The sequence below is a fragment of the Streptomyces sp. NPDC002886 genome, from assembly GCF_042888445.1.
Classification (GTDB): Bacteria; Actinomycetota; Actinomycetes; order Streptomycetales; family Streptomycetaceae; genus Streptomyces.
Window position 1 is genome coordinate 909,630 of sequence record NZ_JBIAPV010000003.1, and the last position, 15,822, is coordinate 925,451.

General features: G+C 69.9%; 18 protein-coding genes. 11 read left to right on the plus strand and 7 right to left on the minus strand.

The features are described 5' to 3' along the window. Positions 1 to 361: 361 nt before the first annotated feature. The 5 genes from ACFYYB_RS16435 (at position 362) to ACFYYB_RS16455 (ending at position 4,569) form a co-directional block, all read left to right on the plus strand. Entirely contained in the window at positions 362 to 1,003 is a 642-nt protein-coding gene (locus tag ACFYYB_RS16435) for a 2-oxo-4-hydroxy-4-carboxy-5-ureidoimidazoline decarboxylase (protein WP_389435890.1), read from the plus strand. A gap of 152 nt (positions 1,004 to 1,155) precedes the next feature. Next, on the plus strand, positions 1,156 to 1,536 hold the full coding sequence (sdhC, locus tag ACFYYB_RS16440; RefSeq protein ID WP_266880720.1) for a succinate dehydrogenase, cytochrome b556 subunit: 381 nt from the start codon (positions 1,156 to 1,158) through the stop codon (positions 1,534 to 1,536). A 5-nt stretch (positions 1,537 to 1,541) separates the two neighbouring features. Further along, a complete protein-coding gene (locus tag ACFYYB_RS16445; protein WP_250744034.1) occupies positions 1,542 to 2,024 on the plus strand; it encodes a succinate dehydrogenase hydrophobic membrane anchor subunit in 483 nt (160 codons plus the stop codon). Between the two features lie 23 nt (positions 2,025 to 2,047). After that, positions 2,048 to 3,802, plus strand: a complete 1,755-nt coding sequence (sdhA, locus tag ACFYYB_RS16450; protein WP_389435891.1) for a succinate dehydrogenase flavoprotein subunit — start codon at positions 2,048 to 2,050, stop codon at positions 3,800 to 3,802. Then, the gene (locus ACFYYB_RS16455) at positions 3,802 to 4,569 is read left to right on the plus strand and encodes a succinate dehydrogenase iron-sulfur subunit (RefSeq protein WP_250744036.1); all 768 of its coding nucleotides are present in this window, start codon (positions 3,802 to 3,804) and stop codon (positions 4,567 to 4,569) included. Before sdhA ends, ACFYYB_RS16455 begins: the two co-directional genes overlap by 1 nt. A gap of 126 nt (positions 4,570 to 4,695) precedes the next feature. On the opposite strand, the gene ACFYYB_RS16460 is transcribed toward ACFYYB_RS16455, so the two are convergent. Further along, positions 4,696 to 4,839, minus strand: coding sequence for a hypothetical protein (locus ACFYYB_RS16460; protein WP_389435892.1), 144 nt, complete (start codon positions 4,837 to 4,839; stop codon positions 4,696 to 4,698). Positions 4,840 to 4,910: 71 nt separating this feature from the next. On the opposite strand from ACFYYB_RS16460, the gene ACFYYB_RS16465 reads away from it, so the two are divergent. The 5 genes from ACFYYB_RS16465 (at position 4,911) to ACFYYB_RS16485 (ending at position 8,056) form a co-directional block, all read left to right on the plus strand. Further along, entirely contained in the window at positions 4,911 to 5,507 is a 597-nt protein-coding gene (locus ACFYYB_RS16465; protein WP_389435893.1) for a hypothetical protein, read from the plus strand. Positions 5,508 to 5,564: 57 nt separating this feature from the next. Next, positions 5,565 to 6,338, plus strand: coding sequence for an alpha/beta fold hydrolase (locus tag ACFYYB_RS16470; RefSeq protein ID WP_389435894.1), 774 nt, complete (start codon positions 5,565 to 5,567; stop codon positions 6,336 to 6,338). A gap of 119 nt (positions 6,339 to 6,457) precedes the next feature. After that, positions 6,458 to 6,862: a hypothetical protein gene (locus ACFYYB_RS16475; RefSeq protein WP_327304992.1), complete on the plus strand. Its 405-nt coding sequence runs from the start codon at positions 6,458 to 6,460 to the stop codon at positions 6,860 to 6,862. Continuing rightward, on the plus strand, positions 6,859 to 7,287 hold the full coding sequence (locus tag ACFYYB_RS16480; protein WP_389436227.1) for a thiol-disulfide oxidoreductase DCC family protein: 429 nt from the start codon (positions 6,859 to 6,861) through the stop codon (positions 7,285 to 7,287). Before ACFYYB_RS16475 ends, ACFYYB_RS16480 begins: the two co-directional genes overlap by 4 nt. 10 nt (positions 7,288 to 7,297) lie before the next feature. Next, entirely contained in the window at positions 7,298 to 8,056 is a 759-nt protein-coding gene (locus ACFYYB_RS16485) for a TetR family transcriptional regulator (RefSeq protein ID WP_389435895.1), read from the plus strand. Positions 8,057 to 8,120: 64 nt separating this feature from the next. On the opposite strand, the gene ACFYYB_RS16490 is transcribed toward ACFYYB_RS16485, so the two are convergent. From ACFYYB_RS16490 to ACFYYB_RS16500, 3 genes are all read right to left on the minus strand, one after another. Next, complete coding sequence (locus ACFYYB_RS16490; protein WP_389436228.1) at positions 8,121 to 9,677, minus strand: ABC transporter substrate-binding protein; 1,557 nt, start codon at positions 9,675 to 9,677, stop codon at positions 8,121 to 8,123. A gap of 133 nt (positions 9,678 to 9,810) precedes the next feature. Then, positions 9,811 to 11,241, minus strand: coding sequence for a metallophosphoesterase (locus ACFYYB_RS16495; protein WP_389435896.1), 1,431 nt, complete (start codon positions 11,239 to 11,241; stop codon positions 9,811 to 9,813). Beyond that, positions 11,238 to 11,498: an SCO4848 family membrane protein gene (locus tag ACFYYB_RS16500; RefSeq protein ID WP_389435897.1), complete on the minus strand. Its 261-nt coding sequence runs from the start codon at positions 11,496 to 11,498 to the stop codon at positions 11,238 to 11,240. Before ACFYYB_RS16500 ends, ACFYYB_RS16495 begins: the two co-directional genes overlap by 4 nt. A gap of 121 nt (positions 11,499 to 11,619) precedes the next feature. Here ACFYYB_RS16500 and ACFYYB_RS16505 point away from each other — a divergent pair, with 121 nt between their 5' ends. Continuing rightward, complete coding sequence (locus tag ACFYYB_RS16505; protein ID WP_389435898.1) at positions 11,620 to 12,870, plus strand: D-alanyl-D-alanine carboxypeptidase family protein; 1,251 nt, start codon at positions 11,620 to 11,622, stop codon at positions 12,868 to 12,870. Here the strand turns inward: ACFYYB_RS16505 and ACFYYB_RS16510 are convergent. The 3 genes from ACFYYB_RS16510 to trpS all read right to left on the minus strand — a co-directional run bounded on the left by ACFYYB_RS16510 (position 12,818) and on the right by trpS (position 15,730). Next, complete coding sequence (locus ACFYYB_RS16510; protein WP_389435899.1) at positions 12,818 to 13,819, minus strand: YihY/virulence factor BrkB family protein; 1,002 nt, start codon at positions 13,817 to 13,819, stop codon at positions 12,818 to 12,820. The two genes, ACFYYB_RS16505 and ACFYYB_RS16510, sit on opposite strands and share 53 nt — an antisense overlap. Positions 13,820 to 13,964: 145 nt before the next feature. Continuing rightward, positions 13,965 to 14,588 carry a 2'-5' RNA ligase family protein gene (locus ACFYYB_RS16515; protein WP_389435900.1) on the minus strand — a complete coding sequence of 208 codons (624 nt, stop codon included), beginning with the start codon at positions 14,586 to 14,588 and terminating at the stop codon, positions 13,965 to 13,967. 128 nt (positions 14,589 to 14,716) lie between these two features. Further along, complete coding sequence (gene trpS / locus ACFYYB_RS16520) at positions 14,717 to 15,730, minus strand: tryptophan--tRNA ligase (protein WP_385374585.1); 1,014 nt, start codon at positions 15,728 to 15,730, stop codon at positions 14,717 to 14,719. Positions 15,731 to 15,822 lie beyond the last annotated feature (92 nt).

Consider the following 15,822-nt stretch of genomic DNA (forward strand, 5'->3'; position numbering starts at 1 on the left):
GTTACGGCTTTCAAGCACCTTCGTCCACGAGTTGTACAACGTGCAACCATCCCTGCGCGGAGCGAGGTGTGACACAAAACGCACCGAAGACGCTGAGAGGGGTGCGGGCTTGTCGCACGAGTCCGCGACGGATGGCGGCCGGGGCCTCTCCTGTGGGGGGTGGCGGCCTCGGTCGCCCTCCCCTTTTTTCCGGGTCCTTCCGGCCTCCGACGCCGTTCTCCCGGCCATCATGCCCCGGCCTCCCGCGGGGCCTCCGAGCGGCCCCACACCTGGACCGGCACGCGCCCCCCGTCATCCTTTCGGCTCACTTCCGGGTGAAAACCCGGAATGGGTACGACACACCCGGCCCCGCGTCGATAGCGTGGCGGGACACCCGCGCCACGCCACGAGGAGCCCCACGCTGTCCAGCCACCTTCCGGCACAGGCCCGAGGAGGCTCCGACCCTTCCCACGGCTCCCACCCCCTCCACGACGACGGCCGTTTCGGCGGAACCGGGCTCGCGCGCTTCAACGCCCTGTCCCCCGAAGCCGCGCACTCCGCCCTGCTGCACTGCTGTGGCAGCCGGCGCTGGGCCCATCGGGTGGCCGCCCATCGCCCATACCCCGACTTCGGCGCGCTACTCGCCGCCGCGGACGAAGCTTCGTACGACCTTTCCCAGGGCGACCTCTCCGAGGCGCTGACCTGCGAGTTCCCGCCGGAGCTGGAGCACGGGGCCGCGTACGCCGCGCTCCTCGCGCTCGACGCGGCGCACGGGGAGTACGAGCGGACCTTCGGGCACGCCTTCGTGATCTGCCTCGACGGGACCACCCCGGAGGAGCAGGCGGACCAGCTGCTGGCCGCGATCCGGCGGCGGATGGAACTGGACGTGGACGAGGAGCGGGCGATCTCCGCGGACGAGCTCCGTCGCGTCGCACAGGTCCGGCTCGCCGACCTGACACACTGGCTGACCTCTACGGATGGGGTATCTGCGGCCGAATTCGGTCTATTCGCCCCTGTGGGATAGTCCGTCCGTGCCTGTTTGATCACACCGATGGCCCCCGCGCAAGGGAACCGACAAAGCGTCGCTACGATGTCCGGGGCCGGAGGACCGTACCCGGCCGGGCCCGACCGACAAAGAAGCCGGCTGGCCCCCGCCCCGCTTCCGGAGGGTTTTCCGTGCCGGCTGGAACGTTGTACCGCGGCCGGGAAGGAATGTGGTCCTGGGTGGCTCATCGAGTCACCGGCGTCCTCATCTTCTTCTTCCTGTTCGTACACGTCCTCGACACCGCTCTCGTCCGCGTCTCTCCTGAGGCGTACGACGATGTCGTGGCTACCTACAAGACTCCGATCGTCGCGCTGCTGGAGTACGGCCTCGTCGCCGCAATCCTGTTCCACGCGCTCAACGGTCTCCGTGTCATCGCCGTGGACTTCTGGTCCAAGGGCCCCCGCTACCAGAAGCAGATGCTCTGGACCGTGGTGGGCATCTGGGTCGTGCTGATGGTCGGGGCCCTGTACCCCGTCCTCGGACACGCTTACCTCGAACTCTTCGGGAAGTGACACGCATGTCATCTGACACTTCTTTCGAAAAGGGCATCGGTGACGTGGAGGGCGTGTCCCTCTACGACGTCGACAACCCGGCGCCGTACATCGAGGCCCCGCGCAAGCGCACCAGCAAGACCCCGCGCTCGACCCGCGGCAACTTCGAGATGGTCGCGTGGCTCTTCATGCGCCTCTCGGGCATCGTGCTCGTCGTCCTGGTCCTCGGCCACCTGCTGATCCAGCTCGTGCTCGACGGCGGAGTCTCCAAGATCGGCTTCGCCTTCGTGGCCGGCCGCTGGGCCTCCCCGTTCTGGCAGGGCTGGGACCTGCTGATGCTGTGGCTCGCGATGCTGCACGGCGCGAACGGTCTGCGTACCGTCATCAACGACTACGCGGAGCGCGCCAACACGCGTCTGTGGCTCAAGGGCCTGCTCTACACCGCCACGGTGTTCACCATTCTTCTGGGCACGCTGGTGATCTTCACCTTCGACCCGAACATCCGCTAGGCAACGGGGCTGAGGCGAAACCAATGAAGATCCACAAGTACGACACCGTCATCGTCGGTGCGGGCGGCGCAGGCATGCGCGCCGCCATCGAGTCGACGAAGCGCAGCCGCACCGCCGTGCTGACCAAGCTCTACCCCACCCGCTCCCACACGGGCGCGGCGCAGGGCGGCATGGCCGCCGCGCTCGCCAACGTGGAGGACGACAACTGGGAGTGGCACACCTTCGACACGGTCAAGGGCGGTGACTACCTGGTCGACCAGGACGCCGCCGAGATCCTGGCGAAGGAAGCCATCGACGCGGTCCTGGACCTCGAGAAGATGGGTCTGCCGTTCAACCGCACCCCGGACGGCACCATCGACCAGCGCCGCTTCGGCGGGCACTCCCGCAACCACGGTGAGGCTCCGGTCCGCCGGTCCTGCTACGCCGCGGACCGCACCGGTCACATGATCCTCCAGACCCTCTACCAGAACTGCGTCAAGGAGGGCGTGGAGTTCTTCAACGAGTTCTACGTCCTGGACCAGCTCCTGGTCGAGGAGGACGGCGTCCAGAAGTCGGCCGGCGTGGTCGCGTACGAGCTCGCCACCGGCGAGATCCACGTGTTCCAGGCGAAGTCCGTCATCTACGCCTCCGGCGGCACCGGCAAGTTCTTCAAGGTGACCTCCAACGCGCACACCCTCACGGGTGACGGCCAGGCGGCCTGCTACCGCCGCGGCCTGCCGCTGGAGGACATGGAGTTCTTCCAGTTCCACCCGACCGGCATCTGGCGCATGGGCATCCTGCTGACGGAGGGCGCCCGCGGTGAGGGCGGCATCCTCCGCAACAAGGACGGCGAGCGCTTCATGGAGAAGTACGCGCCGGTCATGAAGGACCTCGCGTCCCGTGACGTCGTCTCGCGCTCCATCTACACCGAGATCCGTGAGGGCCGCGGCTGCGGTCCCGCCGGTGACCACGTGTACCTGGACCTGACGCACCTGCCGCCGGAGCAGCTCGACGCGAAGCTCCCGGACATCACCGAGTTCGCGCGCACCTACCTGGGCATCGAGCCGTACACGGACCCGATCCCGATCCAGCCCACCGCGCACTACGCCATGGGCGGCATCCCGACGAACGTCGAGGGTGAGGTCCTCCGGGACAACACCACCGTCGTTCCGGGCCTGTACGCGGCCGGCGAGGTCGCCTGCGTCTCCGTGCACGGCGCGAACCGCCTGGGCACGAACTCGCTGCTGGACATCAACGTCTTCGGCAAGCGTTCGGGCATCGCGGCCGCCGCGTACGCCCACGCCAACGACTACGTCGAGCTGCCCGAGAACCCGGCGCAGCAGGTCATCGACCAGGTCGAGCGGCTGCGCAACTCCACGGGCAACGAGCGGGTCGCGGACCTGCGCCTGGAGCTCCAGGAGACGATGGACGCCTGCGTGATGGTGTTCCGCACCGAGCAGACGATCAAGACCGCGGTCGAGAAGATCGCGGAGCTGCGCGAGCGGTACCTGAACGTGTCCGTCCAGGACAAGGGCAAGCGCTTCAACACGGACCTGCTGGAAGCCATCGAGCTGGGCAACCTGCTCGACCTGGCCGAGGTCATGGCCGTGTCCGCGCTGGCGCGCAAGGAGTCCCGCGGCGGTCACTACCGCGAGGACTACCCCAACCGCGACGACGTCAACTTCATGCGCCACACCATGGCGTACCGCGAGGTCGGCGACGACGGCAAGGACTCCGTCCGCCTGGACTACAAGCCGGTCGTCGTCACCCGCTACCAGCCGATGGAGCGTAAGTACTGATGGCCACCCCGACCCTCAGCAAGACGGACCAGATGGAGGCGGCGGCCGCCGCTTCGCCGTTCATCACGGTCACGTTCCGGATCCGCCGGTTCAACCCGGAGATCTCGGACGAGTCGACCTGGCAGGACTTCCAGATCGAGATCGACCCGAAGGAGCGCGTGCTCGACGGTCTCCACAAGATCAAGTGGGACCTCGACGGCACGCTGACCTTCCGTCGCTCGTGCGCGCACGGCATCTGCGGCTCCGACGCGATGCGGATCAACGGCAAGAACAGGCTCGCCTGCAAGACGCTGATCAAGGACATCAACCCGGAGAAGCCGATCACGGTCGAGGCCATCAAGGGCCTGACGGTGATGAAGGACCTCGTCGTCGACATGGAGCCCTTCTTCCAGGCGTACCGGGACGTCATGCCGTTCCTGGTCACCAAGGGCAACGAGCCGACGCGCGAGCGCCTGCAGTCCGCCGAGGACCGCGAGCGCTTCGACGACACCACCAAGTGCATCCTGTGCGCCGCGTGCACGTCCTCGTGCCCGGTGTTCTGGAACGACGGCCAGTACTTCGGCCCGGCGGCGATCGTCAACGCGCACCGCTTCATCTTCGACTCGCGTGACGAGGCGGGCGAGCAGCGCCTGGAGATCCTGAACGACAAGGACGGCGTGTGGCGTTGCCGCACGACCTTCAACTGCACCGACGCGTGCCCCCGCGGCATCGAGGTCACGAAGGCGATCCAGGAAGTCAAGCGTGCGCTGATCACGCGCCGCTTCTGATCCCGTCGTAGTCGTTCGTACGAAGGCCCCGCGCCCGGTGTTCGCACCGGACGCGGGGCCTTCGGCGTTCGTACCCGTCAGCCCCCGCGGATCTGGCTGGTGATCGTCGGGTCCGTGACGGCGGTGTCATCGGCGAGCAGCATCGCCTTGCTGAGGATCGAGCCTGCTGATCAACTCGCGCAGCACGAGTTTCTCTTCGGCGACTTCCATCCCCCAGCCGTCACGGCGGCCCCCGGCAGTCGTCTCGTCGACGAACATCACGCTTCCCATGCCCGGAGATTAGGGGCGGGCAGTGACAATCGCTCTACTGAGCCGATGGAGCCTGTGGAATTATCGGCCCCATGAGTGAGCAGCAGCCGAATCCGTACGCGAGCGACCCGGGCCAGGGTGGCGGCCAGGACGACTACAAGTGGGGGCCCGGAACTCCGAGTTACGGCTACCCGGCGGCCGGTCCGCCCCAGCCCGGTTACGGCTACCCGCCGGCCGACCCGGCCCAGCCCGGTTACGGCTATCCGCAGCCCCCGGTCTACCAGCCGACCATCGGCGGAGCGGGCATTCCGGGCCAGATGCCTCCGATGGAGATGGCGCCGTACCCGGCCGCCGGGCTCTCCCTGGGCGACATCACGATCGCCGGCGACCAGATCATCACCCCCTCGGGCCCGATGCCGCTCAGGGGCGCGATCTGGAACGCCACGGACTTCTCGCGGACCGAGGAGAAGATCCCGGCGCACGCGATCGTGCTGGCCGTCATCTTCTTCCTGTTCTGTCTGCTCGGGCTGTTCTTCCTCCTGATGAAGGAGCGCCGCACGACGGGATACATCCAGATCACCGTCAACAGCGGCGGCCGTCACCACTCGACGATGATCCCCGCGGTGGACCCGGGCACGTACATGTGGGTCATGAGCCAGATCAACCAGGCGCGCGCACTGAGCATGTGACCCCGGCCGGGCGGGAATCGGGTGGCGCCGCGGCGGCCGGTCTCCGATGATCACTGGATGATCATTTCTCATGATGTGGACGGTCCCGCCGACGCTCCGGCCGTCGTCCTGCTGCACTCCTCCGTGTGCGACCGGCGGATGTGGGAGCCGCAGTGGAAGCCGCTGCTCGCCGCCGGATTCCGGGTGGTCCGGGCGGACTTCCGGACCTGCGGGGACTCCCCCGCCGCCAATGCCCCGTACAGCGACCACGAGGACGTACGGGAGCTGCTGGATCACCTCGGGATCCGGCGGGCCGCGTTCGTCGGGAGCTCGTACGGCGGCCGGGTCGCGCTGACGCTGGCCGCGCTCCACCCGGAGCTGGTGAGCGCGCTGGCGCTGCTCTGCCCCGCCCGGCCCGCGCAGCGGCGCGGCCCCGCGCTGCTCGCCTTCAACGCCGCCGAGGCCGCCCTGCTGGACGCCGGCGACCTGGAGGGCGCGGCCGGGCTCAATGCCCGCCAGTGGCTCGGCCCGGACGCCGACGAGGCCGCGCACGCCCTCGTACGGGCCATGCAGCTCGGGAACCTGCGGGGCGCCCGGGACGCCGACTGGGAGCTCGAGCTCCCCGAGCCCGCCTTCGAGCCGGCCGCGATCACCGCCCCCGTCCTCGCCGTGGGCGGCGCGCACGACATCCCCGACTTCCGCGAGGTCCCCGCCGAGCTCGCCTCCCTCGTGCCCGGCGCCGTCCACGTCGAGCTGCCCTGGGCCGGGCACCTCCCCTCCCTGGAACGCCCGGAGGAGACCACCCGGTTGCTGCTGGACTTCCTCTTCGAAGCGGCCCTTCCCGGGAGCTGACCCGGGAGCGCCTCCGAGACCCTCTCCGAGACCTCCGCGCCATTCGCTTGAACCTGTTCAAAAATGGGTCTACAGTCAGTGCCGTCAGCAGTTGAACACGTTCAAGGGGGCTGAGGGCAATGGACCTCACCGTGGTCGCGTACGTCATCTACCTGCTCATCAGCATCGGACTCACCGTCTGGGTGGCCCGCACGCTCAGCCGCAACGGCCGCGTCTTCATCGGCGACGTCCTCCAGGGGAACGAGAAGCTCGCGGACGCCGTCAACCAGCTCCTGGTGGTCGGCTTCTACCTCGTCAACATCGGCTTCGTGACCCTGTACCTGCGCTCGGCCGACGAGATCGTCGCGGCCCGCGGGCTCTTCGAAGCCCTGTCGGTCAAGCTCGGAGTCGTGCTCCTGGTCCTCGGCGTCATGCACCTCGGGAACGTCTGGGTGCTGAACAAGATGCGCCGCCGGGGCCTCATGGAGCGCCAGCAGACCCCGCCGGTCGCCCCCCAGGGGTGGACCATGCCCGCCGGGGCCTGATCACCGTGGCAGCCACCCGGACCCGGCACCTCACGGTGCTCTACGACGCGAACTGCCCGCTCTGCGTGCACATCCGGCACTGGCTGCTCGGCCAGCGCCGGCTCGTACCGCTCCGGCTCATCCCCGCAGCCTCCTTCGAGGCGCAGCGGCTGTACCCGCGGCTCGACCACGCCTCGACGCTGAAGGAGATCACCGTCATCGGCGACTCCGGACAGGTGTGGAGGGGGACGGACGCCTTCATCGTCTGCCTGTGGGCGCTGGCCGAGCACCGGCCGAAGGCGAACTGGCTGGCCACCCCGGCCGGCCGGCCCTTCGCCCGGGCCGCCATGTACACCGCGTCGACCTGGCGCGAGGCGCTGCGGGACGGGTCCCCGGCGGACGAAGGGGAACCGGCCTGTGACGACCAGTGTTCCGCGCCCCGATAGGCTCGGGACCGTGACTGATCAGAAGGCTCCCAAGAGCGAGCAGACCCGCACGCTCATCCTCGAGACCGCGCTCCGCCTCTTCCAGGAGCGCGGCTTCGACAAGACGACGATGCGCGGTATCGCCAAGGAGGCCGGAGTATCGGTCGGCAACGCCTACTACTACTTCGAGTCCAAGGAACACCTGGTCCAGGGTTTCTACGACCGGATCGGCGCCGCCCACCTGGCGGCGGTCCGGCCGATCCTGGACCGGGAGACCGATCTGCAGAAGCGGCTCGCGGGCGTTCTGACCAGCTGGCTGGACATCGCGGCGCCGTACCACGAGTTCGCCTCGCAGTTCTTCAAGAACGCCGCGGACCCGGAGAGCCCGCTCAGCCCGTTCTCCCCGGAGTCGGAGCCGGCCCGCAAGCAGGCGATCGACATGCACCGCGAGGTGCTGGCGGGGGCCAAGACCAAGGTGCCGGACGAACTGGCCGACGTACTGCCGGAGCTGATGTGGCTCTCGCAGATGGGCCTGGTCCTCTACTGGGTCTTCGACCGCTCCCCGGACAGCGAGAAGACCCGCAAGCTCGCACAGCGCGGCGCGCAGCTCACGACCCGGGGCATCATCCTGGCCCGGTTCCGGGTGCTGCGGCCGCTGGTGCGCGAGGTGCACGAGCTGTTCACGGACTTCCTGCCGGGCATGGCCCAGTCGGCCGTGTCCCGTCCGGGCCGCAAGCGGGCCTCCGACCCCGACGCGGGGCCGGAGGAGGGCCCGGAGGTCGGCCCGTAGACAGGGGGCCCGGAGACAGGGGGCCCGGAGGCAGGGGGGTCCGCAGGCGGGCCCCCGAAGGGGCCTACAGCCAGCTGAGTTCCCACAGCCGCCACACGCCGGTGCCGTCCGAGAGGTACTGGGCGCCCGCGACGGCCTCGCGGGACATCACGTAGTCCTTCTTCTGCCAGATCGGCATCATCGGGACCTGCTGCGCGACCAGCTTCTGCAGGTCGCGGAAGTCGTTGGCGGCGGCCCCGCGGTCGGAGAAGGACTGGGTACGGGCGATGAGGGCGTCGACGCCCTTGTCGGAGTAGCCGCTGTTCATCGAGTTGCCGGCGCCGACGAGCGGGGCGATGAAGTTGTCCGCGTCCGGGAAGTCGGCGATCCAGCCGATGGTGTAGGCGTCGAACTCGCCCGCCGCGTAGGCCTTCTGGAAGTCGGTCCACTTCTCGACCGGCTTGACGGTCAGCTTGAAGAGCCCGGTGGACTCCAGCTGCGCCTTCAGCTCCTCAGCCTCCGGAACGCTCGAGCCGCGCTCGTTGACCCCGAGGGTGATCGCGACGGGGGTGGCGATGCCGGCGTCCTTGAGCAGCTTCTTCGCGGTGAACCCGTTCGGCGAGGGCCAGGCGTCGAAGAACGGCGTGCTGTGGGCGGCGATGCCCGCCGGGACGAGCGAGTAGAGCGGGGTGACGGTGCCCTTGTAGACCTCGGTCGCGACCTTGGCCCGGTCCACGATCGCCGCGACGGCCTGGCGGACGGCGGGCTGGGCCACCGGGGAGCCGGGCCGGAGGTTGAAGACCATGCTGCGGATCTCCGTACCGCCCGAAGCCTGGTACCGGGTGTCCTCCAGGCCCGGGTTCAGGTCGGCCAGGACCGCCGGGGGCATGTCGCGGTGGGCGACCTCGATCCCGTGGTCGGTCCAGGCCTGCTCCAACTGCGCGGAGTCCTTGAAGTACTTCACGGTGACCGCGCTCTTGGAGATCTTGCCCTGGCCCTTGTACGAGGCGTTGGGCTTGAGCTCGGCGCTCGCGCCGGCCGTGTAGTCGCCGAGGGTGAAGGGGCCGGAACCGTCGACCTTCTCCTCCTCGCGCAGGGCCTTGGCCGGATACTTGTCCTTGTCCACGATCGAGGCGGCGCCCGTCGCGATCTTGAACGGGAAGGTGGCGTCCCCGGCGGAGAGGCTGAAGGTGACGGTGCGGCCCTCGGCCTTGACCGATTCCAGGGTGTTGAACAGCGGCGCCGGGCCCTGGTCGGAGTTGATCGCCTTGATCCGGTCGAAGGAGTACTTGACGTCCTCGGCGGTGATCGCGCGACCGGAGGAGAATCTCACGTCCGGGCGCAGCTCGCACTGGTACGTGGTCAGCTTGTCGCCGATGAAGTTGCAGGCGGAGGCCGCGTCGGGCACCGGGGTGTCCGCGCCGGGCTTGATGGTCAGCAGCGACTGGTAGACGTTGCTGAACAGGGCCCAGGAGCCGGCGTCGTACGCGCCCGCGGGGTCGAGGGAGGAGACCACGTCGCTCGTGCCGACGCGGATCGGCTTGCCGCCACCGGCGGTCTCCGGCAGCAACTGCCACGTGGCGACCCCCGCCACGCCGAGGACCAGCCCGGCCGCGATGACTTTCGAGCGGACAGACCGCAGCATCCTTCACTCCACCCCACGCGGGCGCACACCGAAGTCTGCGACCAGTTATCCGATTATCGGTCACATCCCATCATGGAATTTCGGCCTCGGGAAGGCCGATTTGTCGCGTGGCGTTGGAGGTTCGGGCGGTTCAGGCCTGATATGAGGCGAGTTCGACGACTGTGATGTCCGACGGCGCGCCGACCCGGACCGGCGGACCCCAGGCACCCGCGCCGCGCGAGACGTACAGCTGGGTGTCGCCGTAGCGCTCCAGCCCGGCGACGGTGGGGTTGGCGAGCTCGGCGACGTAGTTGCCGGGCCAGAGCTGCCCTCCGTGGGTGTGGCCCGAGAGCTGGAGGTCCGCCCCGTGGCGGACGGCCTCGTCGATCACGATCGGCTGGTGGGCGAGGAGTACGGCGGTGCGGGCGCGGTCCCGGTCGCCGAGGGCCGCCTGGAAGTCCGGGCCCTGCCCCTCGCTCTCGCCCGCGATGTCGTTGACCCCGGCGAGGTCGAAGTACGGGAGCTCGCGGCGGGCGTTCTCCAGCGGGGTGAGGCCGAGCTCGCGGACGTGCTCGACCCACTGCCGGGCGCCGGAGAAGTACTCGTGGTTGCCGGTGACGAAGTACGAGCCGTGGCGCGAGCGGAGGCCGCGGAGCGGTTCGGCGGCGGGGCCGAGGTCCTCGACGCTGCCGTCGACGAGGTCGCCCACGACGGCGATCAGGTCGGGCTGCGTGCGGTTGATCGTGTCGACGATGCGGGCGGTGTGGGCGTGGCCCAGGATCGGGCCGAGGTGGATGTCGCTGACGACGGCGATGCGGAAGCCGTGGGCCGCGCGGGGAAGCTTCGCCAGGGGGACCTGGACCCGCTTCACTCGGGGGCCGCGGAGGACTCCGTACGTGCCCTGGCCGACGGTGGCGGCCGTGGCGGCGGCGGCCGTGCCGGCGACGATCCGCGCGAAGCGCCTGCGGCTGAGGCTCGCCCGGGTGGACTCGGCGGAGCCCGCCTTCGCGGAGCCGGCCTGCGCCGGGCCGACCTGCGCCGGGTCGGCCGCCGTGAGGTCCGCCGCCGTGGCGTGCTGCCCGGCCGGTGCCGCGTGTTCGGCCGTGGCCGCGCGCCCGGCCGTGGCTGCGAGGGTGGCCTGCGGCCCTGATCCCCTCCCCGCCCCTTCCCGCTGCACCGGACCACGCGGCTCCGCCGCGCGGTGGGGCTCCGCCCCGGACCCCGAGAGGTTCGCGCCCGCGTCGGCGGCTCGGGTCGTGGGGGCGTTCGACCGGCGGAGCCACACCGTTCGGATCGGCTCGGCCACGAGCATCGCCAGGGAGAGGTACAGGAGGACGGCCAGCCAGAGGTAGCCGGGCCAGGCGACCGTGCGCTCCAGCCAGAAGGGGGCTCCCGCGCGGCCCGCCACGAGCGCGGCCACGGAGAGGAGCGGGAGCGCGAAGGCCAGGACGGTGCCCGCGCGGCGGACCGTGCCGCCGGGGGCGGTGGTGTCGCGGACCAGGCGGATCCAGAGCCAGCGGTGCACCAGGACCAGGAGGGTGACGACCAGCAGGGCCACCGCCGCGATGAGAACGATCGTCACGCGCCCTCCTCCGTACGTGATTCGCGCCGCAGAGCCCGCACCCCGAGCAACCCGATCACTCCGACGGCCGTCCCCAGGAGAAAGGACGCCACCGCCAGGAGAAGGTGGACCCAGAAGTACGCGGTCGGGTCCCCCGAGGCGTCGAAGGCCAGACCGCTGCCGTCCTTCCACAGGTTCCGGACGAAAGACACCCAGATGAACCAGCTCCACACTCCGAAGGCGAGCAGGAACCAGGAAGCGGCGCGGCTGAGTCTCATGAGCCCAGTATCGGTTTCGTCCCCGGGACGGACGCGCCGGGGTGGGCTGTCCCGGCGGTGGTTGCGGCGGGTTGGCCGGTCCGTGACGCTAAGCACAGCATCGGGATGTACTTTCACCTGCGTGTCTGCCAAGAAGACCGCGTTGACGGTCCTTTCCGCCGCGCTGCCCGCCCTGCTCGTCCCGGCTCTGCTGGCCTCGCCCGCGCACGCCGCACCGACTCCGACGCCACCGGTGGACGGGAAGGGCAAGCCGGCCAAGGCGCCGGCGCCGCCCGCCTCCATGTCCACGGTCGGCGGCTCGGCGCTCGGGCAGCCCGGTACGCAGGTCAACCTGCTGCCCGGCGCGCCCGCCCTGCCGACCAGCCTGACGGGCCGTTCGTGGATCGTGGCCGACGCCGAGACCGGCGAGATCCTCGCCGCGCACAACGCGCACTGGCGGCTCCCGCCGGCCTCGACCATGAAGATGCTCTTCGCCGACACCGTGCTGCCGGGTCTGCCCAAGGACCAGGTCCACAAGGTCACCGACCAGGAGCTCGACGGGGTCGGCGCCGGCTCCAGCCTCGTGGGCATCAAGGAGGACGCCGAGTACAGCGTCCACGACCTGTGGCTCGGGGTGTTCCTGCGCTCCGGGAACGACGCCGTGCACGTGCTCTCGGCCATGAACGGCGGCGTCGAGAAGACCGTCAAGGACATGCAGGCGCACGCCGAGGAGCTCCAGGCCCTGGACACGCACGTGGTGTCCCCGGACGGGTACGACGCCCCGGGCCAGGTCTCCAGCGCCTACGACCTCACCCTCATCGCCCGCTCCGGCCTGCAGAAGCAGGACTTCCGGGAGTACTGCGGCACGGCCAGCGCGAAGTTCCCCGGCCGGCAGGAGGCGGGGAAGCCGCGCGAGACCTTCGAGATCCAGAACACCAACCGGCTGATGACCGGCGCCGGCGGCCTCTCCCCGTACAAGGGCATCGCCGGGGTGAAGAACGGCAACACCACGATGGCGGGCTCCACCTTCACCGGCGCGGCCCAGCAGGGGAACAAGAAGCTGCTGGTCACGGTGATGAACCCGGGCGGCGGCGGCGCCAACTCCGTCTACGAGGAGACCGCCGACCTGCTCGACTGGGGCTTCGCGGCGAGCGGGAAGGTCAAGCCGGTGGGCGAGCTGGTGCCGCCGAAGAGCGCGGACACCACCTCCCACGGCTCCCCCGCCCAGTCCCACGAGAACAACCCCTCCGCGTCCGGCGCGGGCTCCGGCGGCGGGATCGGTACCGCCTTCGGCGTGGCGGGCGGGGTGCTGGCCGTGGTGGCCGGCGGGGCCTACGCCGTCAACCGGCGCTGGCCGCGGGGGCGCGGCCGCCGGTCTCGCGGCCGGGCGTAGGCGTGGCCGAGCCGGCGGGCTTCGGGGCGGGCTCGCTGCCGCCCGGCTCCGGAGCGGGCTCCCGGCCCGGGTCCGGGTCCTCCACGCCGTCCCCGTCGGCATCGTCGCGGCTCGCGGTCCACGCCGCGCAGAACAGCAGCAGCTTCGCCGTGAGGTTGATCCAGATCAAGAGCGCGATCGGCACGCCGAAGGCCCCGTACATGCTCTTCGTGGCGACCTCCCGCATGTAGCCGCTGAGCAGCAGCTTCAGCAGTTCGAAGCCGGCCGCGCCGATGAGGGCCGCCTCGATCAGGCGGCGGCGGGGCGGTTCGACGCCCGGGAGCAGGGTCAGGGCGTAGAGCAGGAGCAGGAAGGCGGCCACCACGCCCACGAGGAAGCCGCCGCCCCGCAGCAGCCCGCCGCCCGCGCCGTCGCGCGGTACGCCCAGCCAGTCCCCGGCCTTGCCGACGGCGCTGGAGCCGAAGATCGAGGCGGCCGCCGAACAGAGACCGACGCCGCCGAGGCCGATGAGGACGAGCGCGTCCTTGCCCTTGCGGACGAAGGGGTTGCCCTCGTCCTCGTCGTCCTTCTCCCACACCGCGCGCAGGCAGTCCCGCATCGACGTGATCCAGCCGATTCCGGTGAAGAGGAGCACGGCGGCGGCGATCAGGCCGACGGTGCTCGCGTTCGCGACGAGGGCGTTGATGTCGAGCTGGTCGGAGATGCCGGGGACCTGCTCGGCGAGATTCTTCTGGAGCCGGTCGAGCTGGTCCTGGGTGAGCAGTCCGGCGCCGATCGCGGCGGCCACGGTGATCAGCGGGAAGAGCGCCAAGAAGCTGATGAAGGTGATGGCGGCGGCGAGCCTGCTCCAGTGCACGCGGTCGAGCCGCTGGTACGAACGCCACAGGTGGGTCCGCATCAGGGCGGACACCAGGGGCCCGATCAGCGGGAGTTTCGTCAGCCAGTCCATACGGTCACCGTAAATGAGCTGTCGTAAATAGCCGGGATTGCCGCTTTTGGGGACTACGGTCGTCGATTGTGACTTTTCGCCCGACGGCTCGGCCGTTCCATGCCCTGGTCCTGCGAAGGATCGGTTTCCGGTTCCGGTTCCTGCGTCAGGAGCGGCGTACGGTCGCCTCGCCCGCGGCGGCCGCCGCACTGTTGTCCGTGGTCGAGCCGAGCTGCGCCGGGACGGCGCTCGCTCCACCGCTTGCCCCGTTGCCGAACGGATATTCGCGCAGCTTGCGCCAGACCCCGTCCGAGCCCTGCTCGTAGAGGGCGAACCCGGAGCAGAGCCACTGCGCCTCGTAGTCGGCGAGGGCGCCGAACGCCAGGTCCATCGCCTCCTCGGAGATCCCGTGGGCGACCGTGACGTGCGGGTGGTACGGGAAGGAGAGCTCCCGGCTGAGCGGCCCGTCCGGGTCGCGGACCTGGCCCTGCAGCCGGGTGCAGCCGGGGCCGCCCTCGACGACCTGGACGAAGACGACCGGCGAGAGGGGGCGGAAGGTGCCCGTGCCGGCCAGCCGCATCACGAAGGAGCGGCCCGCGGCCGCGACCTCGGCCAGGTGGGCGCGGATCTCGGGCAGCCGCTCCGCGGCCACCTCGGTCGGCGGTACGAGGGTGACGTGCGTGGGAATGCCGTGCGCGGCAGCGTCCCCGAAGCCCGCGCGCAACTCCTGAAGGCTGCTGCCGTACGGCTCCGGGACCGCGATCGAAACGCCGAGCGTTACGGTCCCCACGTAGCTCTCCTCCGCCTGTAGTCCTGTGCGTGGTCTGTGCTCCGCGTGTGCGTCGCACGAGTGCTGCCGCCCCAGTGTGGCGGCAGCACCCCCCAGATCGCCAGGGCCCTCTTTCTCTTCCGTGCCCGTCAGTGCTTCGCGGGGAGGAAACCGAGGTGGTCGTACGCCTGTGCCAGGGTCTCGGCGGCGACCGCCCTGGCCTTCTCCGCGCCCTTGGCCAGCAAGGAATCCAGGGTCTCCGGGTCGTCCAGGTACTCCTGGGTGCGCTGCTTGAAGGGTGTGACGAAATCGACCATCACGCCGGCCAGATCGGTCTTGAGCGCGCCGTAGCCCTTGCCCTCGTACGCGGCCTCCAGCGCGGGGATCGACTCGCCCGTGAGGGTGGAGTAGATCGTGAGCAGATTGCTGACGCCGGGCTTCTCGGCCGGGTCGAACCGGACCACGGCCTCCGTGTCGGTCACGGCGCTCTTGATCTTCTTCTCGGTGGCCTTGGGCTCGTCGAGGAGGTTGATCAGGCCCTTGGGCGAGGAGGCCGACTTCGACATCTTGATCGCCGGGTCCTGGAGGTCGTAGATCTTCGCGACCTCCTTGACGATGTGCGCGGCGGGGAGGGTGAAGGTCTGTCCGAAGCGCTGGTTGAAGCGCTCGGCCAGGTCCCGGGTCAGCTCGATGTGCTGACGCTGGTCCTCGCCGACGGGGACGGAGTTCGCCTGGTAGAGCAGGATGTCGGCGACCTGGAGGATCGGGTACGTGAACAGGCCGACGGTGGCGTTGTTGGCGCCGTTCTTCGCGGACTTGTCCTTGAACTGGGTCATCCGGCTCGCCTCGCCGAAACCGGTGATGCAGTTCATCACCCAGCCGAGCTGCGCGTGCTCGGGCACGTGGCTCTGGATGAAGAGCGTGCAGCGCTCGGGGTCGAGACCGGCGGCGAGGAGCTGCGCGGCGGACAGCCGGGTATTGGCGCGCAGATCCTTCGGATCCTGCGGCATGGTGATCGCGTGCAGGTCGACGACCATGTAGAAGGCGTCGTGCGTCTCCTGGAGGGCGACGTACTGCCGGATGGCTCCGAGATAGTTCCCGAGGTGGAACGAACCGGAGGTGGGCTGGATGCCGGAGAGCGCGCGAGGACGATCAGAAGCCATGGCTCCATTCTCTCAGGTGTGACACCGGGCTCGGCCCCGCCACTGGCCGGAACCCGGTGGGTCCCACCCCCCTCGCCCGGCATCCGCCCGGG